Source organism: Marinobacter sp. 1_MG-2023 (genome assembly GCF_030549045.1).
Lineage (GTDB): Bacteria > Pseudomonadota > Gammaproteobacteria > Pseudomonadales > Oleiphilaceae > Marinobacter.
The window spans coordinates 1,218,066-1,239,055 of record NZ_JAUOST010000001.1; the positions used below are offsets into that span (position 1 = coordinate 1,218,066).

At 54.6% G+C, this 20,990-nt stretch carries 19 protein-coding genes; 5 read left to right on the forward strand and 14 right to left on the reverse strand.

Annotated elements, in window-relative coordinates:
• Positions 1 to 11 precede the first annotated feature (11 nt).
• The 4 genes from Q4606_RS05580 to miaB form a co-directional block, all read right to left on the reverse strand.
• Positions 12 to 860, reverse strand: a complete 849-nt coding sequence (locus Q4606_RS05580) for an HlyC/CorC family transporter (protein WP_303597379.1) — start codon at positions 858 to 860, stop codon at positions 12 to 14.
• The gene (ybeY, locus tag Q4606_RS05585; RefSeq protein ID WP_303597378.1) at positions 857 to 1,330 is read right to left on the reverse strand and encodes an rRNA maturation RNase YbeY; all 474 of its coding nucleotides are present in this window, start codon (positions 1,328 to 1,330) and stop codon (positions 857 to 859) included. The genes Q4606_RS05580 and ybeY overlap by 4 nt, the downstream gene beginning before the upstream one ends.
• The gene (locus Q4606_RS05590) at positions 1,327 to 2,331 is read right to left on the reverse strand and encodes a PhoH family protein (protein ID WP_303597377.1); all 1,005 of its coding nucleotides are present in this window, start codon (positions 2,329 to 2,331) and stop codon (positions 1,327 to 1,329) included. Before Q4606_RS05590 ends, ybeY begins: the two co-directional genes overlap by 4 nt.
• 66 nt (positions 2,332 to 2,397) lie before the next feature.
• Positions 2,398 to 3,744 (reverse strand): tRNA (N6-isopentenyl adenosine(37)-C2)-methylthiotransferase MiaB, encoded by a 1,347-nt coding sequence (miaB, locus tag Q4606_RS05595; protein WP_303597376.1) that lies wholly within the window; start codon positions 3,742 to 3,744, stop codon positions 2,398 to 2,400.
• Between the two features lie 334 nt (positions 3,745 to 4,078).
• On the opposite strand from miaB, the gene trmH reads away from it, so the two are divergent.
• Entirely contained in the window at positions 4,079 to 4,810 is a 732-nt protein-coding gene (trmH, locus tag Q4606_RS05600) for a tRNA (guanosine(18)-2'-O)-methyltransferase TrmH (RefSeq protein WP_303606915.1), read from the forward strand.
• 167 nt (positions 4,811 to 4,977) lie between these two features.
• On the opposite strand, the gene Q4606_RS05605 is transcribed toward trmH, so the two are convergent.
• From Q4606_RS05605 to Q4606_RS05620, 4 genes are all read right to left on the reverse strand, one after another.
• The gene (locus Q4606_RS05605; RefSeq protein ID WP_303606916.1) at positions 4,978 to 5,994 is read right to left on the reverse strand and encodes a nucleoid-associated protein; all 1,017 of its coding nucleotides are present in this window, start codon (positions 5,992 to 5,994) and stop codon (positions 4,978 to 4,980) included.
• 250 nt (positions 5,995 to 6,244) lie between these two features.
• Entirely contained in the window at positions 6,245 to 7,903 is a 1,659-nt protein-coding gene (gene cysN, locus Q4606_RS05610; protein ID WP_303606917.1) for a sulfate adenylyltransferase subunit CysN, read from the reverse strand.
• Position 7,904: 1 nt separating this feature from the next.
• Complete coding sequence (cysD, locus tag Q4606_RS05615) at positions 7,905 to 8,813, reverse strand: sulfate adenylyltransferase subunit CysD (protein WP_303597372.1); 909 nt, start codon at positions 8,811 to 8,813, stop codon at positions 7,905 to 7,907.
• Between the two features lie 170 nt (positions 8,814 to 8,983).
• Complete coding sequence (locus tag Q4606_RS05620) at positions 8,984 to 9,394, reverse strand: PilZ domain-containing protein (protein WP_303597371.1); 411 nt, start codon at positions 9,392 to 9,394, stop codon at positions 8,984 to 8,986.
• Positions 9,395 to 9,689: 295 nt separating this feature from the next.
• Between Q4606_RS05620 and rimO the strand changes: the two genes are divergently transcribed.
• Positions 9,690 to 11,033 carry a 30S ribosomal protein S12 methylthiotransferase RimO gene (rimO, locus tag Q4606_RS05625; RefSeq protein WP_303597370.1) on the forward strand — a complete coding sequence of 448 codons (1,344 nt, stop codon included), beginning with the start codon at positions 9,690 to 9,692 and terminating at the stop codon, positions 11,031 to 11,033.
• Between the two features lie 58 nt (positions 11,034 to 11,091).
• On the opposite strand, the gene Q4606_RS05630 is transcribed toward rimO, so the two are convergent.
• From Q4606_RS05630 to Q4606_RS05655, 6 genes are all read right to left on the reverse strand, one after another.
• Positions 11,092 to 11,754, reverse strand: coding sequence for a carbonic anhydrase (locus tag Q4606_RS05630; RefSeq protein ID WP_303597369.1), 663 nt, complete (start codon positions 11,752 to 11,754; stop codon positions 11,092 to 11,094).
• A gap of 188 nt (positions 11,755 to 11,942) precedes the next feature.
• Positions 11,943 to 13,310: an MBL fold metallo-hydrolase gene (locus Q4606_RS05635; RefSeq protein ID WP_303606918.1), complete on the reverse strand. Its 1,368-nt coding sequence runs from the start codon at positions 13,308 to 13,310 to the stop codon at positions 11,943 to 11,945.
• A 187-nt stretch (positions 13,311 to 13,497) separates the two neighbouring features.
• Complete coding sequence (gene gatB / locus Q4606_RS05640; RefSeq protein ID WP_303597426.1) at positions 13,498 to 14,964, reverse strand: Asp-tRNA(Asn)/Glu-tRNA(Gln) amidotransferase subunit GatB; 1,467 nt, start codon at positions 14,962 to 14,964, stop codon at positions 13,498 to 13,500.
• Between the two features lie 6 nt (positions 14,965 to 14,970).
• Positions 14,971 to 16,428 carry an Asp-tRNA(Asn)/Glu-tRNA(Gln) amidotransferase subunit GatA gene (gene gatA / locus Q4606_RS05645; protein ID WP_303606919.1) on the reverse strand — a complete coding sequence of 486 codons (1,458 nt, stop codon included), beginning with the start codon at positions 16,426 to 16,428 and terminating at the stop codon, positions 14,971 to 14,973.
• Positions 16,429 to 16,468: 40 nt separating this feature from the next.
• The gene (gene gatC / locus Q4606_RS05650; protein WP_303597366.1) at positions 16,469 to 16,756 is read right to left on the reverse strand and encodes an Asp-tRNA(Asn)/Glu-tRNA(Gln) amidotransferase subunit GatC; all 288 of its coding nucleotides are present in this window, start codon (positions 16,754 to 16,756) and stop codon (positions 16,469 to 16,471) included.
• Between the two features lie 90 nt (positions 16,757 to 16,846).
• Positions 16,847 to 18,277 carry a mechanosensitive ion channel family protein gene (locus tag Q4606_RS05655; RefSeq protein ID WP_303606920.1) on the reverse strand — a complete coding sequence of 477 codons (1,431 nt, stop codon included), beginning with the start codon at positions 18,275 to 18,277 and terminating at the stop codon, positions 16,847 to 16,849.
• A gap of 269 nt (positions 18,278 to 18,546) precedes the next feature.
• Here Q4606_RS05655 and Q4606_RS05660 point away from each other — a divergent pair, with 269 nt between their 5' ends.
• From Q4606_RS05660 to mreD, 3 genes are read left to right on the forward strand one after another with little or no spacing between them, the layout of a single operon-like run.
• Positions 18,547 to 19,587, forward strand: a complete 1,041-nt coding sequence (locus Q4606_RS05660) for a rod shape-determining protein (RefSeq protein ID WP_303597425.1) — start codon at positions 18,547 to 18,549, stop codon at positions 19,585 to 19,587.
• Positions 19,588 to 19,616: 29 nt separating this feature from the next.
• Complete coding sequence (gene mreC / locus Q4606_RS05665; protein WP_303597424.1) at positions 19,617 to 20,513, forward strand: rod shape-determining protein MreC; 897 nt, start codon at positions 19,617 to 19,619, stop codon at positions 20,511 to 20,513.
• Positions 20,513 to 20,989: a rod shape-determining protein MreD gene (gene mreD, locus Q4606_RS05670; protein WP_303597364.1), complete on the forward strand. Its 477-nt coding sequence runs from the start codon at positions 20,513 to 20,515 to the stop codon at positions 20,987 to 20,989. Before mreC ends, mreD begins: the two co-directional genes overlap by 1 nt.
• The last annotated feature ends 1 nt before the right edge of the window (position 20,990 follow it).

Sequence of the window (20,990 nt, forward strand, 5' to 3'; positions counted from 1 at the left end):
GTTTTAAGTCGTCACTGCTCACTACGGGTTACCTGTAACAGACGGATGACACGGTTATCAGCGTTGGCAATGGTAAACCGCAAACCACCGAATTCAACCGTTTCGCCTCGTCTGGGCAGGTGTCCGAATTCCTTGAGCACTACGCCGCCAATGGTATCGAAGTCTTCTTCATCCAGCCCCGTCTTGAAGAACTCATTGAAGTCATCGACGGGTGTTACGGCTTTCACCGCATAGGAACCGTCACCGCGAGCCTTGATGTGGGTTTCTTCATCGAAATCGTGCTCGTCCTCGATTTCTCCGACGATTTGCTCCAGCACATCTTCAATGGTGATCAACCCTGCCGTTCCGCCGTACTCATCCACAACGATTGCCATGTGATTGCGGTTTTCCTTGAACTGCTTGAGAAGCTGGTTCAGGCGCTTGCTCTCTGGAACAAACGTTGGCGGGCGCAAGATCTCACGAACATGAGACCAGTCCATGTCGTTGTTGAGAGCGAGCGGCAAAAGGTCTTTGGCGAGAAGCACGCCAATAACATCGTCCTGGCTGTCTCCAATAACCGGGAACCGGCTATGAGCAGACGCAATGACTTCATCCAGAAAGTCTTTCGGATCCTGGTGGGCCCGCACCGTGACCATCTGGGAGCGGGGAATCATGATTTCTTCCACCCGCATGTCCACAACCTGCATGGCACCTTCGATGATGCTCATGGCATCGACGTCGATGATAGCCTGGGATTCAGCATCCCGCAGTATTTCCAGCACATCCTCGATTGATTCTGGTCCGCTGGAGAAGGCATGTGATATTCGCTCCAGCCAGGACTTGTTGGAGCCCTGGCTGCGACTCGACTGATCGTCGCTCATGAGTCTTTTACCGTTTCCTCTGCTGTATAAGGGTTGCCGAACCCAAACTGTGCCAGCAACCGGATTTCCAGGGCCTCCATGGCCTCTGCGTCTTCATCATTAATATGGTCATAGCCCTGAAGATGCAACATACCGTGGATCACCATGTGTGCCCAGTGAGTTGCCGTCTGTTTGTGTTGTTCTCTGGCCTCATCTTCCACAACCGGGGCACAAATAACGAGATCTCCGGCCAACGGCATTGTTATACCGGGTGGAGCTTCAAATGGAAAGGACAACACATTGGTTGGTTTATCCTTACCACGATATTGATGATTCAGTGCCTGGCTTTCATCAATACCGACAATGCGGATGGTTACCTCGGACGGCTCCTGCCCCAGCCAGGCTGCCTGAGCCCAAGACTGAAACAGGGATTCGGCAGGCACTTCGGGCCCGGCGACCACATTTTGGAAATCGACCGTCAGTTTGCTCACCGCTTACGATCGCTCTCTTTACTATTGGTGCCACTGGTTTCATCGAGCGAGTCATAGGCTTCTACTATTCGCTGAACCAGCGGATGCCGGACAACGTCTTTGGCTTCAAAGCGGGTAAAGCCAATGCCTGTAACCTTATTAAGTACACCCGCTGCGTGTATCAGCCCGGAGTTCTGGCCCCGCGGCAAATCGACTTGAGTCGTGTCGCCGGTAATGACAGCGGTAGAGCCAAAGCCTATTCGCGTCAGGAACATTTTCATCTGCTCGCGGGTAGTGTTCTGGCTCTCATCCAGAATAATAAACGAGTTATTGAGGGTGCGGCCACGCATGAATGCAAGCGGTGCAATCTCGATCACGCTTTTTTCAATCAGCCGGGTGACATGGTCAAACCCGAGCATCTCGTAAAGCGCGTCATACAGGGGGCGAAGATAAGGGTCTACTTTCTGTGCCAGGTCACCGGGCAGAAAGCCCAGTTTCTCACCCGCTTCGACAGCAGGGCGTACTAAAAGAATTCGTTTCACCTGCTCGTCTTTCAGTGCTTCCACCGCGCAAGCGACGGCCAGCCAGGTTTTACCTGTGCCCGCAGGGCCAATACCAAAATTGATGTCGTGGGAGCGAATGCTGTGCACGTACTTCTGTTGATTCGCTCCCCGAGGTTTGGCGGTGAGCTTGGGGGTTTTAATGATTGTTACCGCGCCATCAAACGGCACATCTTCCGGAAGCCGCTCGAACCCTGTTTCCCGGATATACAGGTGTACGGTATCCGGTGAAATGTCATCGGTAGCTTCAGTTTCCCTGTACAGGTGCCGGATGACCTCCACTGCGGCGGCAACATGTTCGGTTTCACCTTCCACCCGGAAGTGATGACCTCGGCGGCTGATCGATACTTGCAGGCGACGTTCGACGTGTTTCAGGTTCTCGTCAAATTGCCCGCAAAGGGTGGTTAGCCTGCGCTGGTCAGCGGGGTGTAAGTCAAATTGTCTGGAATCGTTGGTATTCAAATTTTCTCCGTTTTACTCCCTTTCGGGAGGACGCATTTCAAGCTTGGGTGCTATTGGAGTGCAGGCCTAGTACAGTTCAGAATCCACAGGCAAACCACGCAAAGAGTTAGCGTAAGCCTCAACAATCTCGACGTCGATGAAATGCCCTACGATTTCCGGATTTTCGTGCCGGAAATTCACAATCCGGTTGTTCTCCGTGCGCCCGGAATACTCCCCAGGATCCTTCTTCGAAAGACCGGTTACCAGAATGCGTTGAGTAGAACCCACCATCTTGCGACTGATATCCATCACTGTCTGGTTGATACGATCCTGAAGAATCTTAAGGCGCTGCTTTTTCACTTCCATTTCCGTGTCGTCCGGCAGATCCGAGGCTGGAGTTCCAGGGCGGGCGCTGTAAACGAAGCTGAACGACATGTCGAAACCGATATCGTTGATCAGCTTCATCGTGTCTTCAAAGTCTTTCTCGGTTTCCCCGGGGAAACCGATGATGAAGTCTGAAGAAAAACTGATGTCGGGGCGGATTTTACGCAGGCGACGAAGCTTGGATTTGTACTCCAGTGCCGTATGGCCACGTTTCATCGCCGCCAGGATGCGATCCGAGCCGCTTTGTACCGGAAGGTGCAAATGGCTGACCAGTTCGGGAACCTGTTCGTACACGTCTATCATCGCATCGGTGAACTCAACCGGGTGCGACGTTGTGTAACGGATGCGATCTATACCGTTGATAGTGGCTATCAAGGTAATAAGCTCTGCCAGGTCCATGTGATCGCCGTCGTGGGTTTCACCGCGATAGGCGTTCACGTTCTGGCCCAGCAGATTCACTTCGCGTACACCCTGGCTTGCCAAATGAGCGACTTCTGCAATCACATCGTCTGCAGGCCGGCTGACTTCTTCGCCGCGGGTATAGGGCACCACGCAGAAGGTGCAGTATTTGCTACAGCCTTCCATGATGGATACAAACGCCGAGGGGCCATCGGCACCCGGCTCCGGTAGGTTGTCGAACTTCTCGATTTCCGGAAAGCTCACATCCACGACGCCAACGCCGTTACCTTTCATGCGCACTTCGGTAATCATATCCGGTAGGCGGTGCAGGGTTTGAGGACCAAAAACCATATCGACATATGGCGCGCGGTCGAGAATGGCCTGGCCTTCCTGGCTGGCGACACAGCCGCCGACACCGATAATCAGTTCCGGTTTATTCGCTTTCAGCTTTTTCCAGCGACCCAGCTGGTGAAAGACCTTCTCCTGGGCTTTTTCACGAATGGAGCAGGTGTTCAGCAGCAGGATGTCGGCGTCGTCCGGGGATTCGGTCATTTCAACCGCTTCGCCGGTTTTAAGCAGGTCGGCCATGCGGGATGAATCGTATTCATTCATCTGGCAACCGTGGGTCTTGATAAACAGCTTTTTGGCCATGGGTCTCAACATAACTGGATGTATTTGGCGCCCGGAGCTTTGAAATATCCGGAACGGGCGCGCTAAAAAGGAGAACTGCGTATTATAACGGTGTGATCATTCGGCAACCAGCGTTGTCTCGGTAATCTGCCAGTTTTGCTGTGGTATTATCGCGGTTTATCGAGTTTCGGAGTGTCAGCGGTTGGTGCAGGGGCATCCAAAAAACGCCCGTAAATACTTCCCTGTAGGGCTCGGTCGCGCCATCCTTGGCGCTCCACGTTTTTGGATGCCCCTGCACCAACCGCTTCGTCTTGCTTCGGAGTAATGACCGCTTCCCACGCAGCAGTAGAAAACGATGACACCTGAACGCCTTGCCCGCATCAAACAGGTTTTGAACACCCGTCAGCCAGACCTGAGTGTCCTGACCGACCAGGTTCATAAACCCAGAAACCTCTCGGCTATATTGCGAACCTGCGACGCTTTCGGGCTTGCCAATATGCACGTGGTATGGCCTAAAGAAGGCTTCCGCGCCTTCCGTAAAACCGCCGGTGGTAGCTTCAAGTGGGTAACACCTCACACCCACAGAACCATGGACGATGCCATAGCAAACCTGAAAGGGCAGGGCCACAAACTCTACGCGGCACAGCTGTCAGACCGCGCCATTGACTACCGCTCCGCAGACTTTACCGTGCCCTGTACCATCGTCATGGGCAATGAAGTGGATGGTGTCAGCGCCGGTGCCGCCGCGCAGGCCGACGAACACATCGTCATCCCCATGATGGGCATGGTCGAATCCCTTAACGTCTCCGCAGCCTGTGCGATCATCCTCTCCGAAGCGCAGCGACAGCGCAAAGAAGCCGGCCTGTTCGACACCCGGCGCATACCGGATGAAGAATACAACCGCCTGCTGTTCAGCTGGTGTCAGCCTGTCGTCAAACGCTACTGCGACGACCGCAATCTGCCATACCCGCCACTCGACCACGAAACCGGAGAGCTGGTTGACGGAGTAAGCTGGATGCAGGATGTAAGAGTGCTAAGAGCAAACCGCTCCAGGTGGACCGACAACAACCCAGAATCAGCAGGCTAACCGGATAAACCTCAACAGCCTGATCGGCCCGTGGTGTGGAGGCTCTTTTCTGCCGGAAAAAGATGTCTGAGCGCAGCGAGTTGCTTTTTCCAGAAGAAAAGAGGCACCGCGCCGCGGAGCCAGCCCCCACGGAAGCCAGCCCCGTTTTTCGGGGTGAAGGGAGACAGTTAATCCTCTCTTGTCTGAAGATACCTCTCCAGTTGTTCCCGCAAAGCCTTGGGCAAACGCGTAATCGTAAGCGCATCCTTATCCCGGTCGTAATACACCGCCTGATTCACCAGGTCCGAAGAGAAAGAAACGCTCATGCCACCACCAGAACCCGCGATCCGCACCAGCTTTTTCACCTTCCGATGATCCGGGTGCAAAACTCCGCTCTCAGGCATCTCGGTAGTCTTGCTGGCAAACTCCTTGAAACGCTCAGGTTTATCTTCGTCCAAATAGCCAGACAACGCCTCAATGGCAACCGGCTCACCCAACGCATGCTGCTCCTTGCAGAACTCATAAGCCCGCGTGCGTACCTCTCCGGCCTTCTCTGGCTCCGAAGACTTGGCAAAAGCTTCCACCGCATCCAGAAACGTCAGGGTTTCTTTCTCAACATCCACATGGTTAGTGAAACCGCACAAGCGTATAAACAGCTCTCCCGGTTCACCAGTGCCACGGGCATGAACCAGAGTAAGATAGTTCTCAGCCGCGTTATCGCCCAGCCAGTCGTCAAGCTCAACCCGCATCGCAAGGTTCAGGCGCGATGTGCTCAGCACATCCGTTGTATCCAATGTCTGGTTACCATCAAACCGCAGGGCGCCATCGCTTTCCATGATAAGTACATAAACCACATCTGAATCGGCCAGCGCCTCATGGACAACCACTAACTGCCCCTGAAATTCTTCCTGGCAACCCGTAAGCAGTTCCTGCCACTGCCCGAACAAGCGGTCAGTAAGAGACGCAAAACTCTGCTTATCCTCAAGGTAATCTTTCAGCCAGCCTGCAAATGGGCTCTCACCGATGTCATCCGAAAATCGTCCGTATTTCTTGCCCGGCTTGCTGTTAAACAGCCGCTTCATCTGCTTATGCAGACCCTCATAGTCGCCACCCGGTTCTTGTAGGGATTCACCACTTTGGAGGCGGGCCGGCTGCCCAGGCTGGTACTGACTGGAAAAAGCGGTGCGAAGGTGTTTGATGGCCATAAACAGAAAAGTCCCAGATAAAGAAACAAAAATGCCCCGAAGGAAACCTTCAGGGCCACAGATTCTGCCACGTACAACGATTACATTCACGACTAAAAGGGAGAATTACTGCATAGCTTGATAGCCGTGGGGCGGGGTGTCTTTTCTGCCGGAAAAAATGTCTGAGCGAAGCGAGTTGTTTTTCCAGAAGAAAAGACACCCCGCCCCGCGGCCCCCACCTAATCAGCCAGTCTTGGTTATAAAACCCAGATTAAACCCGTTTTCCGCGAACCAGCTCCTGCACTAAAGCTGCAGCAACAGCGGAGACTTCCTCCGTACTATCAGCCGATCTAGAAACGCTGGCTACATCCGTGCCAATGTTCACAGCAATCGCAATCAGCCCATGGGCTGTCAGCAACTGCGCAGTGCGTCGGCGGTCGTCAGCATTACCTGCATTATCTTCACTCAGGACCACAGCGGTCTTGCCCTGGTCAAACAGTGCACGCTCCACTGCCAATGCAAGTGCGGAAGCTTGTTTGCCGGAGCAGCCGATAATCGTCGGCTGCTGGGCCAGCCTGCGCTCGCGTTCTTCCGGGCCAACTGGCTCAAGGGTTCCTACAGTATCTGCCAGGCTGTCGATCATGCCGGCACCAACGGTTACGTTGGATAGCCGGTCAATTACGATAAAACTGCCTGTGGCGTGGTTGCGCTGATAGGCATCAAATGCAATTGGCTGGCTCAGGGTCAGGTCACAGAGGCCGATTTCATTCACTTGCAGCAGCTCTGGGTTTGCATGCTGTTCCAGCGTGTTCACGTCGGTCTGATAATGGATTTTCCGAACCGTGCCCGAGGTAAAGGTGGGGCCCAGTTTGATGTCATACAGACGACCGGTTTGTAAAGGCGCATCCGTCATCCACACGATATTGGCCTTGAAGCGGTTGCCGACTTCCGGCTCGTCTTCGGGCTTTACCAGCATGTCGCCGCGGCTGAGATCGATCTCGTCCGCAAGTGTCAGCGTGACGGCCTGATCAATGTAAGCTTCTTCCAGGTTACCATCGAAAGTCACGACTTCCTTAATGGTGCTGGTGCGCCGGGAGGGCAGAGCCATAACCTTTTCGCCCGGGCGGATAACGCCGGAGGCGATGGTGCCGCAGAATCCCCGGAAGTTCAGATTGGGGCGGGTTACGTATTGCACCGGAAACCGGAAATGTTCCAGATTTTTGTCGCGGCCCACTTCCACCGTTTCGAGGATTTCCATCAAAGGCTGGCCGTTGAACCACGGCATGTTCTTGCTTCGGTTCACAACGTTGTCGCCTTCCAGCGCGGAGATTGGCACAAAACGGATATCGTTCAGCCCAAGTTTGGCGGCGAATGCGAGATATTCCTCGCGGATTTCGTTGAAGCGGTCTTCGCTATAATCCGCCAGGTCCATCTTGTTAACGGCTACAACGATATGCCGGATGCCAAGTAACGAGGCAATGTAGGAATGCCGGCGAGTCTGGGTTAGCACCCCGCGACGGGCGTCGATCATCAGGATGGCGACCTGGGCGGTAGATGCGCCGGTAGCCATGTTGCGGGTGTATTGCTCGTGCCCCGGCGTGTCGGCAATGATGAACTTGCGCTTGTCGGTCGAAAAGTAACGGTAGGCAACGTCGATGGTGATGCCCTGTTCACGCTCCGCCTGCAAGCCGTCTACCAGTAAGGCAAGATCGAGCTTTTCACCGGTGGTGCCCATTTTAGCGCTGTCGGTTTTCAGGCTGGCCATGTGATCTTCGTAGATCATTTTAGTGTCGTGCAGCAGGCGGCCAATCAGGGTGCTTTTGCCGTCGTCGACGCTGCCGCAGGTCAACAGGCGCAGTAGTTCTTTGTTTTCATGCTGCTTGAGGTAAGCCTGAATATCGTCGGCGATGAGATCAGATTGATGTGACATATCAGAAGTACCCTTCCCGCTTTTTCTGTTCCATGGAGCCAGCCGAATCGTGATCGATCACGCGGCCCTGGCGCTCGGAGCTGGTGGCCAGCAGCATTTCCTGGATGATTTCGGGCAATGTGTCCGCTTCGGATTCAATCGCGCCGGTCAATGGGTAACACCCAAGGGTTCGGAAACGGATGGACTTCATCATAGGTTTTTCGCCTTCTTTCAAAGGCATGCGATCATCGTCCACCATGATCAGAGATCCGTCGCGCTCAACAACCGGGCGTACTGCTGAGTAGTAAAGCGGCACGATTTCAATGTTTTCCAGATAGATGTACTGCCAGATATCCAGCTCGGTCCAGTTGGAAAGAGGGAACACCCGAATACTTTCACCTTTATTAACTTTGCCGTTGTAGGTGTTCCAGAGTTCCGGACGCTGGTTCTTTGGGTCCCAGCGGTGATATTCGTCGCGGAAAGAATAGACCCGCTCCTTGGCACGGGATTTTTCCTCGTCCCGGCGAGCGCCACCAAATGCGGCATCGAAGCCATGTTTGTCCAGGGCTTGCTTGAGTGCCTGGGTTTTCATTACGTCTGTATGTTTGGCGCTGCCATGAGTGAACGGGCCGATGCCCTGGTCCACGCCATCCTGATTGGTGTGCACAATCAGATCCAGACCGTACTCCTTAACCTTGCGTTCCCGAAAATCAATCATATCCCGGAATTTCCAGGTCGTGTCTACGTGCATCAACGGGAAGGGTAGCTTGCCTGGGTAGAAGGCCTTGCGAGCCAGGTGCAGCATAACCGCAGAATCTTTGCCAATGGAGTAGAGCATGACCGGGTTATCAAACTCGGCGGCCACTTCGCGGATGATATGGATGCTTTCCGCTTCCAGTTGTTTCAGATGCGTGAGGTTGTATGTGGTCATGATAATCCGTTGTCGCAGCGGGCCGTAAAGGCGTGCAAATGTGAACGGCAATCATATCAGAGGCAATAAGGCTATAAGAAGGCTTGCGTTTAGAGTTTTAAGTTATAGAAATATAGCACATCACGTGGATGCGCCCGGGAACAGGCGTAGGTGTTTTATATCTTTCGATGTCAGGCTGGTTTGCTTGTGTTGGCCAGCAGTTCGCGCACGTAGCTGTCTATGTAATCAAATCCGTTGCCTTCAAAATCTGAAAACTGGATTCCCAGCTGAAACTCATCCCGGGCCATTCTTCGCAGGTGAATGATATTCCCGTTGGCCAATATGGATACCGGTTGGGTTGGGAGAACCGGCACAGAAAACCGGGCTTTGACGGCAATCCAGTTGCCGGGGGCAGGGGCCTTCAGGTGAGGTACGAGCTGGTCCACAGCTTCCTGGTTGCAGGAAACCATCACGCCTGTGCGGGAAAGGTTGGAGATTTTGCAGGTGAGTTGGCATCCATCGGGCTTCTCGATAAGGATATCACTCACAACATCCACGCGTTGCTGATTCCGCAGGTTTGGCTTTATTGTGGCAGCTTTCATGGGCGCTCTTGTGGGTACTGTTAGGTCATGCTCAAGTCTAAATAATCTTTCAGAACAACGTGTAAACGACAAAAAGTGTAGTTGTTTGTTTTCTGATCAGCAACTTGAGTGTCGTATATTATTGCAGATTTATTATATTTTTCTGAACAAGAGTTCACAGTTTTGATTCAGATCAGTAGCCTTTAGCCCTTCGTGCATCTCGGCTTTTGCTGCAGAAAGGCGCTTTATTAGTGTAAAATCCCGGCCTCCATTCATTCGCGTGCTCTCCTCGGGCGCCAGGAATCCTGAACGTTTTATGACAGAAAAAACCGAGAACACAGTGGGCAGCAACGGCAAGGTTGGCTTTATCAGTCTGGGGTGTCCGAAAGCACTGGTAGATTCAGAGCGTATCCTGACCCAGCTTCGACTGGATGGCTACGATGTGGTGCCGACCTACAACGATGCAGACATTGTGGTGGTGAACACCTGCGGTTTTATTGATGCAGCCAAGCAGGAGTCTCTGGACGCCATTGGTGAGGCCATCAGCGAAAATGGCAAGGTTATTGTTACCGGTTGCATGGGTGTTGAAGCGGACAAAATCCGCGAAACCCACCCAGGTGTGCTGGCAGTCTCGGGTCCTCATGCCTATGAGGAAGTGGTGGGTGCGGTGCACCAGTTTGTCCCTCAAGCCAAAAAGCATGATCCGTTCACCGATCTGGTGCCGCCTCAGGGGATCAAGCTGACGCCAAGGCACTACGCTTATCTCAAGATTTCAGAGGGCTGTAACCACCGCTGCACCTTCTGCATTATTCCATCCATGCGTGGCGATCTGGTCAGTCGGCCTATTGGTGACGTGATGGATGAAGCCCAACGCCTGGTCGACGCTGGTGTGAAAGAACTGCTGGTAATTTCCCAGGACACTTCGGCCTACGGTGTAGACACCAAGTACCGCACGGGTTTCTGGCAAGGACGTCCACTGAAAACCAAAATGCAGTCGTTGTGTGAGGCCCTTGGCGAGATGGGTGTGTGGGTTCGCTTGCACTATGTTTACCCATACCCACATGTAGACGATATTATTCCGCTGATGGCCGAAGGTAAGATCCTTCCGTATCTGGATATTCCGTTCCAGCACGCCAGCCCGAAGGTGCTGAAGGCTATGAAGCGCCCGGCCCACGATAGCAAAACTCTTGACCGCATCCGCAAGTGGAGGGAAATCTGCCCGGAACTGACCATTCGTTCCACCTTCATTGTGGGTTTCCCTGGGGAGACAGAAGAGGATTTCCAGTACCTGCTGGATTGGTTGGATGAGGCTCAGTTGGATCGCGTGGGTGCCTTTACCTACAGTGCGGTTGAGGGCGCTAAAGCTAACGAAATTGAAGGCGCTGTGCCGGAAGAGATCAAGGAAGAGCGTCTGGCTCGCTTTATGGCCAAGCAGGCCGAAATCTCGGCTGCTCGTCTGCAGGCGAAAATCGGCACCACCATTGATGTGCTGATTGATGAAGTAGACGAAGAAGGCGCCATCGGTCGCTCCAAAGCCGATGCGCCGGAAATCGACGGCATGGTTTATCTGAATGATGTAACAAGTGTGCAGCCGGGACAGATTGTTCAGGCAGTTGTTGAGCATGCCGACGAACACGATTTGTGGGCGACTTTGGCCTGAGTTAAGTGACGTGCAAAAGGCCCCAGAATATTGGGGCCTTTTTCGTTGTAGTTAGCGCTTATTCGCTGAACGTGGCGATGTAGTCGGCGTAATACTGATCAAAACTCTTGAATTCCAGGCTGTCGCGACCACAGCAGCGAATGCTCCCCGACTTGATATCATATACCCAACCGTGAACTTCGATTTTAGCAGTGGCCAGTTTCGCAGCTACGACCGGGTGCGTGCGCAGGTGCTGCACCTGTTGCTGCACGTTTTCCTCAATGGCTTCATTGAGGTACTTACTGTCCAGGCAGGCGTCGGTCGCAATATTGTGCCGTTCGCGGACGATCTCCATGGCAGAACGGCAATGGCCCAGCCATTCCTTGACGTGGGGTAAGCCTTTCAATGCTGGTATATCCAGTGCGCCTTTGATGGCACCGCAATCTGTGTGGCCACAGACAATAATGTGGCGTACGCCGAGAACCGCGACGGCATATTCGATCGACGCTGTCATGCTGCCGGTTTCGTTGCTGTGCGGAGGGATAACATTTCCGGCGTTTCTGCAAATGAATAGATCGCCTGGGTGAGAGCCTGTGAGCATATTCGGGTCAATGCGGGAATCAGAACAGGTGATAAACAGCACATCCGGGCTCTGGCTGGTGGCCAGGGCCCCAAACAGGTCTTTGTGCTTCGGGTAAATGTTTTTGTGAAAATTCAGTACGCCGCGAACAATGTGATCCATGATGTCTCCTCGGTTTGTTCAGGGGGTTAAGCACTACTTCCTCGGGCATGCCACCCAGCGACAAATACAGCTTTCGCGACGGACAGGAATGCCGGCGGTTTGAGGGTGCCGTTCTTGATCTCTTGCAGGCACTCGCGGTCTAAATCCGGGAGTATGGCGTTATGTGAGCACATCTTATTCGCGTTTGGCTAGACTACCAACGTCTTCTCGGTCATTAGCGCACCCACAGACCCAAGGAATACGTCAACGTTTCTGAAGCCTCTGCGCATCAAAACCGACGCAGCGATCGCTGCCCGTGCACCACTTCCACACATGACGGTGTAGTGCCTGCCAGGGTCCAGTTCACGGGCCTCCTCCATCAGGTTTCCGGTGTAGTGGTGAATGGCCCGGTCAACGGGATTTTCGTCCACTTCACCTTTGCCCCGCACATCCAGCAAGCTCCAGTTCTCCGGAGGAGAGGCTCTGCGTTTTTTGAAATCCTCCAGATCAATCACTTGTACCGATCTGAACGGTTCTGCCATAGCGGCCCATTGGGGCATGTCAGGAGCCAGATATCCGAGTACATTGTCAAAGCCGATGCGTGCAAGATGGCGTGCAGCCACCTCGGCTTCCGACGCGTTGACAGCGACCAGGGCCAGATTATCTTCAGGGCTCAGGAACCAACCTGCGAAGGCCGGAATCATGGGTGTCGGAAGTGCCAGGCTGCCAGGTATATGAGCTCCGAGGAAACTACTGATTCCGCGCACGTCGATGATCACAGTCTGGTCTGGCAGGTCTTTGAAGGCGGCAGGTGAGAGGGCTGCAGGAGTCAGGACCGAGCTTGTTGCGCGACCACCTTCCATGTTCAGACGCTCCATTTCACGGAAGTAGGGCGGCTGGTAATGATGTTCCTGGACTTTCAGGCTGATGAATTCCTCGCGTGAACGGATTTGCATCATAGGGTTGTTGCGGCGTTCATAGCCGATGCTCGAGAATTCACGGTCAGCCATATTGTCGCCGCATACAGAACCGGCGCCGTGAGCGGGGTAAATCAGCGCCTGGTCGCCAAGGCTTGTCAGCTTTTGCAGGCTGTCAAAGAGTAGGCCTGCAACTTCTTCTGGGCGCTCCGGATAGAAGTCTGTCCGGCCAACATCCCCTACGAACAGGGCATCGCCCGTGAATACAGCTACGGCGTCATCACCGAAGTCGGTATCGTAGAGCGCAAACGACAGGCTGTCGTCGGTGTGGCCTGGTGTTTCGAGTACCCGTAGTTGCAGATTGCCAAAGCTGAACTCATCGTGTTCCCGGGTGGTTTTTGCATAGCGCACCGTTCCCGCAGCATTCGGTCCGTGGAAAACAGCAGCGCCGGTCAATTGCGCAAGTATGGGAGCACCCGATATAAGATCTTCGTTCCGGTGCGTTTCAAAGATATGTGTTATCCGGCAGCCTTTTGCAGCAGCGGCTTCCGCATAGATTTCGCAGTCGCGGCGGGGGTCGATAACTGCGGCCTGGCCGTTATTGCCAATCAGGTACGAAAGATGGGACAAGCCTTCGGATTTGAACGTCTGAATAAACATGGAGCCTCCTTCCAGAATCAGATTGAGGAACGTGTGTCATGTTTAACACAGCGCCGGCGGCGTCGGGTCGCTATCAGGTTACCGTATTGAGGTCGCAAGATTAAGGTTGCTTAACAAGAGTTGTCAGCCAGGCACCAGCGAATTACCGGCGTGCTCTGGCTGACAACTCAATCACTTTCCTGAGTGGTTAATTGCTAAGTTTTTTCAGCAAAATCTCATTGAACAGTTTTGGATTGCCCTGTCCCTTGGAGGCTTTCATCAGAGGCCCCATAAAGCCCCCGAGCATTTTCTTCTGCTTCTTGGGGTCGGTTTCCTGCTGATACTGCGCAACCTGGTCCGGCATGCCCGCGAGAACCTCATCCACCATCTGTTCCAGCGCACCGGTGTCCGACACCTGTTTCAGGCCCTGGGCCTCAATAATGGCATCAGCGTTGTCCCCATCACCCTTCCAGAGTGCCTCGAAAACTTTCTTGGCCCCGGACGAAGAAACAGTGTTGTCGGCAATGCGTGCCACCAGCTGGCCCAGTTGTTCGCCGGTAATGGGTGCTTGCGCCACAGTTTTGTCGTCAGAGTTCAGGCGTGCGGAGAACTCACCCAACACCCAGTTGGCAGCGAGTTTTGCGTCTTTGCCATGGCCTGCTGTTTCTTCAAAGAACGCTGCCATACGGGCATCGTCGCTGAGCAAGCGTGCGTCGTAATCGTTCAGGCCGTACTGTTCCTTGAATCGTGCTTTGCGCTCGTCCGGCAGTTCCGGTAACAAATCGCGGGCGCTTTCAATAAAGGCGTCATCGATCACTACGGGCAGCAAATCCGGGCAGGGGAAGTACCGGTAATCGTTGGCTTCTTCCTTGCTGCGCATGGAGCGGGATTCATCCCGGTCGCCGTTATAGAGTCGGGTTTCCTGAATGATGCGGCCACCGTCTTCCAGAATGTCCATTTGCCGTTCCACTTCGTGGGCGATGGCCTGCTCCATAAAGCGGAAGGAGTTCAGGTTCTTGGTTTCTGTGCGGGTGCCAAGTTCGTCTGAACCTTTCGGCTTGAGTGAAATGTTGACGTCGAAACGCAGGGAGCCCTGGCTCATGTCTCCGTCGCAAATACCGATGGAGGATACCAGGCTGTGCAGTTTCCTGGCGAAGGCTACGGCTTCTTCCGCGCTGTTCATGTCCGGCTCGGTGACAATTTCGATTAGCGGAGTGCCGGCGCGGTTCAGATCGATACCGGTCATGCCATGAAAGTCTTCGTGCAGGGATTTGCCGGCGTCTTCTTCCAGGTGGGCGTGGTGAATGCGCACCCGTTTGCTGCTGCCGTCGGCCAGATCAATATCCACGAAGCCGGGGCCGACGATAGGGTGATCCAGCTGTGTGGTCTGATAGCCTTTGGGCAAATCCGGGTAGAAGTAGTTTTTACGATCGAATACAGAGCGCCGGCCGATTTCGGCGTTTACCGCCAGGCCGAACATCACTGCGTAACGGAATGCCTGCTCATTCGGAACGGGCAAGGTCCCCGGCATGGCCAGGTCAACGGCACTGGCCTGGGTATTAGGCTCGGCACCAAACGCAGTGCTGGAGCCTGAAAAAATCTTGGTTCTGGTGGCAAGCTGAACATGAATTTCCAGCCCGATCACAATATCCCATTGCATAAACGTTCTCCTGATTCGGGCTTACTGGGGAAGCTTCTGGTGCCAGTCAGTTACCTGTTGGAACTGATGAGCCACGTTCAACAGTCGGGCTTCTTCAAAGTAGTTCCCGATAATCTGCAAACCGACCGGTAAACCATCAACGAATCCTGCCGGTACCGACATCGCAGGCACGCCAGCAAGGTTTATGGCGATGGTGAAAATATCTTCCAGGTACATGGTGACCGGGTCGTTGGTTTTCTCGCCTTGGACAAACGCAGGTGAGGGCGAAACCGGGCTCATCAATACATCCACGTCTTTGAAGGCGTTGATGAAATCCTGCTGGATCAGCCGTCGTACTTTCTGGGCCTTCAGGTAATAGGCATCAAAATAGCCGGCGGAGAGCGCATAGGTGCCGACCAAAATGCGGCGTTTCACCTCGCCTCCGAAACCCTCGGCGCGGGTGCGGGTATAGAGGTCGCTGAGATCCCGGGGGTCGTCACAACGATAGCCGTAGCGCACACCGTCAAACCGTGACAGGTTGGCGGAGGCTTCAGCTGGCGCAATCACGTAATAGGCGGCAATGGCTAGCTTGGCATGGGGCAGTGACACCTCTTTGACTGTCGCACCCAGCTTTTCGTATTCCTTCACTGCATTGCGAACCTGCTGTTCCATCGCGGGGCTGAGCTGATCGGAGAAGTATTCTTTCGGCAGGCCAACGCGCAGGCCTTTCAAAGGTTCGTTCAGGGTCGCAGTGTAATCGGGTACGGCACGATCAGCGGATGTGGAATCCTTCGGGTCGAATCCGGCCATCACGTTCAGCATCAGGGCGTTGTCTTCGGCCGTGCGCGCCATGGTGCCGCCCTGGTCGAGGCTGGAGGCGAAGGCAATCATGCCAAAGCGCGAGACCCGGCCATAGGTCGGCTTCAGGCCAGTGATGCCACAAAGGGCCGCTGGCTGGCGAATGGAGCCGCCAGTATCGGTGGCTGTAGCTGCAGGTGTCAGGCGAGCCGCGATGGCAGCCGCGGAACCGCCGGAGGAGCCGCCAGGTACTCGCTTCTCTCCGTTGCTCAGGCCCCAGGGATTGGTTACCGGGCCGAAAAAGCTCGACTCGTTGGAAGAGCCCATCGCGAACTCATCCATATTGGTTTTGCCCAGACACACTGCGCCAGCAGCGCGGAAATTGGCGGTGACCGTGGCGTCGTAGGGTGGCACGAAGTTGGCCAGCATTTTCGAACCGGCGGTGGTGGTTGCGCCATTGGTGCAGAAGATATCTTTGTGGGCAAAGGGTACACCGGTCCAAACCTCCGCTTTTCCAGCGGCACGTTTTTCGTCAGCGGCTTTGGCATCGGCCATTGCCTGCTCTTCGGTGACAGTAATAAAACTGTTGTATTGGCTGTCTTCGGCCTTGATGCGATCGAGGAACTCACGGGTCAGTTCCACGCTTGAAATCTTGCCGCTTTCCAGTTCGCGGGAAAGCTCTGCTACGGATTTGTTATGCATGTTCCATCCTGATGCTGGGCTGATGGTGGGATTCGTCAGATCACTCAATAACGCGGGGCACGAGATAGAGGCCATTCTCGGTGGCCGGAGCAATGGCTTGAAAAGCCTCGCGCTGGTTGCTTTCGGTCACCTCGTCGGCGCGCAGGCGCTGAACCGCATCCAGCGGGTGAGCCAGAGGCTCTACGTTATCGGTATCGGCGGCGCTAAGCTCATCAACAAGGCTGAGTATGTTGCCCAGGTCTTTCTCCAGTGCGGGTATCTGCTCTTCGTCGAGACGAATACGGGCCAGCACGGCGACTTTTTCAATGTCTTCGCGGGAAATGGTCACGTTGACTCCAAAAGTATAAAACAGCGTTTTTAAGAAGGCAGTTATGGTAACAGATTCGCGGCTGAGCGGGAGGGCCCGTGGCTGTCAGAGCTATTCAATCGGTCGGGTATCGTCCAGCAGGTCTTCGACAGCAGCCTCACGGCGTTCCTCGCGTACTTGTCGCGAAATAGTAGTGTCCGGGCGTACATTCAATACTTCATCAGGTGATGAATTGGTGTTGGCAGATGTTGTGCTACCGGTGGCACCAGAACTCGGCTCCTCTGTTTTCGCCGGCATTTCGGGCACTTCGTTTACTGCCAGGGTTGCCGGTGTCTGATCGAAGCGCAGTCGGTAAATGGGCTCGGGCAGGGTGAAACCCTCAGATTCCAGAGCATTCTTGGCCGCACGAATGGAAAGGCTACGGGCTTTGCCGTAGTCGGATTCGCGCTGGTCAATCCATGCCATGAATTTGATCAGGATGTTGGAGTCGCCCACGGACTCGATAATTCCGTGGGGCTCGGGGTCCGCCAGTACCCAGTCCAGTTGTTGTATAGCGGCAAGCCCGGTCTGAATGGCCTGGGCCGGGTCGTCTTCAGCATCAACGCCAAGCACAAAGTCAAAGCGGCGCTGGGGGTTGCGTGTGTAGTTCAGGATGACGGCTTTGAACACGGTAGCATTCGGGATGCGCAGGTGGTTGCCGTCCAGAGTCATTAATACCGTGGAGCGCGATGTCAGCCGCACCACAACACCTTCGTAGTCGTTGATAACCACATGTTCCTGGGCCCGGAACGGCTGGCGGATGCTCAACATGATGCTGGAAATGTAGTTTTCCATTGAGTCCTTGACGGCAAAGCTGATAGCCAGGCCCAGCACGCCCGCACCTCCCAGCAATGTGCCCATCAGCGCTGTGGCGCCGAGAATGTTCAGGGCAAGGATCAGGCCCAGCAGTATTGTAATCAGCCGGACAGCGTGGCCGGCGAGTTCCGCCAGGAAGGGATTTCTCGTTAAGCGTGACCAGAGGGGGGTGTGGCCGGCCAGCCGGTGCCCGGCGAAAGCCACGACTGCAAAAACGGCAAACGCTACCAGCAATAGCGGCAAGGCTCGTATCCAGCCGCGCAGGGTATTTTGCAGCGAGTCCCAAAGGGGGTTGAGGTTATCCTGCAAATCCAGGGTGCGTACAACCCTGTCGTCAACGGCGATGGCGCCCTCTACCCGGCTGGCCAGGCTCAATGCCCGTTGCGCCTGGGTGTCGTTGGCAGTCTGCCCTGATAGTGCAACTACGCCGCTATTGACCGTAACCTGCAGTGATTCAAACTGTGGAATCTGATTAAAAATGCTGGCAATGCGTTCTGCGATCAAGGCGTCACTGTCAGCACCTGGTTGCAGGGAGATCGCGCCTGCAGGTTCGGTTTCACTTTGCTGGGCCAGAGCAAGGGAAGGTATGCATGCGGTCAGGGTCAATATCAGAGCAAGGAGCAGCCGACCGTTTACTGCTATTATTGCACCGAGGCGCTGTTGCAGTCTGATTTCTGGTGTGCTCAATTGTGGCCCCGTTTGTGGCAGGTTGACCCCTGTGGTTCAGGAGTTTCAGGCTATCTTCTGAGTGAAGCAAAGATCAACTCGCCGCCTGCGTCAACCAGTAAATTGTCGCCTGCGGAAATCCGTTCGGGTCGGCGTATGAACAATTGTTCACGCGAAGTTCAATATCATTTGCCTTTACAGCAGGCTGCGCCTTGCCTGAGCGGGGGGGCACTGCTAAAGTTGCCGCATCTTTCTGCAACCGCAACTCTCAGGTTGAAACTACACGAATGTTGATTAAAAGACTCCGAGGCTTATTCTCCAGCGACCTGTCCATTGATCTGGGCACCGCCAACACCCTTATTTTCGTGCGTGACCGCGGGATTGTGCTGAACGAGCCATCCGTTGTAGCCATTCGTACCACGAATTCCCAGAAAATGGTTGCCGCCGTGGGCTCCGAAGCCAAGCGTATGCTGGGCCGGACGCCAGGTAACATCACCGCTATTCGCCCGATGAAAGATGGCGTGATTGCTGATTTTGTGGTGACCGAGAAAATGCTACAGCACTTTATTCACAAGGTGCATGAGAACAGCTTCATTACTCCAAGCCCGCGGGTTCTGGTGTGTGTTCCCAGCAAGTCTACTCAGGTTGAGCGCAAAGCCATTCGCGAATCGGCGCTGGGCGCCGGTGCTCGTGAAGTGTTCCTGATTGAGGAACCAATGGCCGCGGCGATCGGTGCCGGTTTGCCAGTAGAAGAAGCCAGCGGCTCAATGATTGTGGATGTAGGTGGCGGCACCTCCGAAATTGCGATTATTTCCCTGAATGGCATCGTCTATGCCGATTCCGTAAGAGTGGGTGGTGACAAGTTTGACGAAGCCATCGTTACCTATGTACGTCGTAATTACGGCAGCCTGATTGGTGAATCTACCGCTGAGCGCATCAAGCATGAGATTGGTTGTGCATACGAAGGGCTGGAGATTCTCGAAATCGATGTTCGGGGTCGTAACCTGGCTGAAGGCGTGCCACGGGCGTTTACCCTTAACAGTGAGGAAATCCTGGACGCGCTTCAGGAATCACTGGCTCAGATAGTACAAACGGTTAAAAGTGCGCTGGAGCAGTCCCCGCCAGAGCTGGCTTCGGATATCGCAGAGCGTGGCATTGTTCTGACCGGCGGCGGTGCGTTGCTGCGTGGGCTGGACAAGCTGATCAGCGAAGAAACCGGGTTGCCGGTTATTATTGCCGAGGATCCGCTTACCTGTGTCGCCCGCGGTGGCGGCAAGGCGCTGGAAGTGATTGACCGGGGTGGCATCGGAATGTTCTCACCGGAGGGATAATCCTTTGGGGAGGGATCGCCATTAAAACCATTTTTGTCCAGGGGCCAGTTCCTGGCCTCAGGCTGCTGCTCGTTATTATCGTATCGGCAACGCTGATTGTTGCCGATCAGCAGTTCGACCGCGTTACGCCTGTCCGAAGCACTCTGGCAACCGGCCTCACTCCTGTCTACTGGCTTGGCAATGCGCCCTATCAGTTCAGTGACTGGGTTGCTGGTCTGTTTACCACCCGTGAAGATGTGAAACAGGAAAACGAAGATCTGAAAGCCCGCCTACTCATCCTTGAGAGAAGGGCGCTCAAGTACGCTGCCCTGGCATCTGAGAATAACGAACTCCGCCGCCTCATGAATTCCTCGGAACTGCTGGATGACCGCGTTATCGTCAGTGAAGTGGTGAGCGTGTCGCCAGACCCCTATTCCCATGAAATTATCATCAATAAAGGCCGTAGTGATGGTTTGGAGGTCGGGCAGGCGATACTGGATGCCTATGGACTGATGGGGCAGGTCATACAGACCAGTCAGGTGACCTCCCGTGTACTTCTTGTTTCCGACAGCAGTCATGCGGTGCCGGTTGAAGTGGTGCGGAACGGGCTGAGGGCGGTTCTTCTGGGTACTGGCGATTCAGGAGCCCTTGATCTGGTTCATGTGCCTGACACGGCGGATATTCGTGAGGGCGACCTGCTCGTCAGTTCCGGGCTTGGCGGGCGCTTCCCGAGGGGTTATCCGGTTGCAGAAGTCAGCTTGATTAACAAAGAACCAGGCGAGCCCTTTGTATCGATTCGTGCGCGGCCTAAGGCTCAGCTCAATCAAAGTCGTCTCGCTCTGGTGGTTTTTCCGCCAAAAGGCGAGCTTCGGTCTCAGCCTGCAATCGGTGATGAGGCGCAGCCAGAGTCGTCTGACTCGGTTACTGAGCAAGAGGGTGAGGGCTGATGTTATCTGTAATCAGTTATCCGGTTTTTGCGCTGTCAGTGATCGTGTCACTGGTGTTGAGCATTTCTTTGTTTCCTGTAGGTTGGTTCGAGTTCCGGCCCGAGTGGCTCGGTTTGATAGTGTTTTACTGGACGTTCCGGGCCCCGGGGCAGTTCGGCATCCTGTTTGCCTGGTGCCTCGGCTTATTGCTCGATGTGCTGGAGGCAACGCCATTGGGCGTCAATGCTTTGGGCATGGCGCTGATCGCGTTTCTCGTTCTTACCGTTCACCAGCGGCTGCGGATGTACCCCCTGCCGCAACAGTGCCTCATGGTGTTTCTCCTTCTGGGCATCAATCAGATGCTGGTGCACTTCCTCAAGCAACTGTTCGGAGGCGAGGATGCCGGCTTCAGTTACTTGTGGCCGGCACTGACCAGCGCTCTGGTGTGGCCCCTGTTTTCCATCCTGATGGATAACATCAACCGGAAACTGGGGTAGC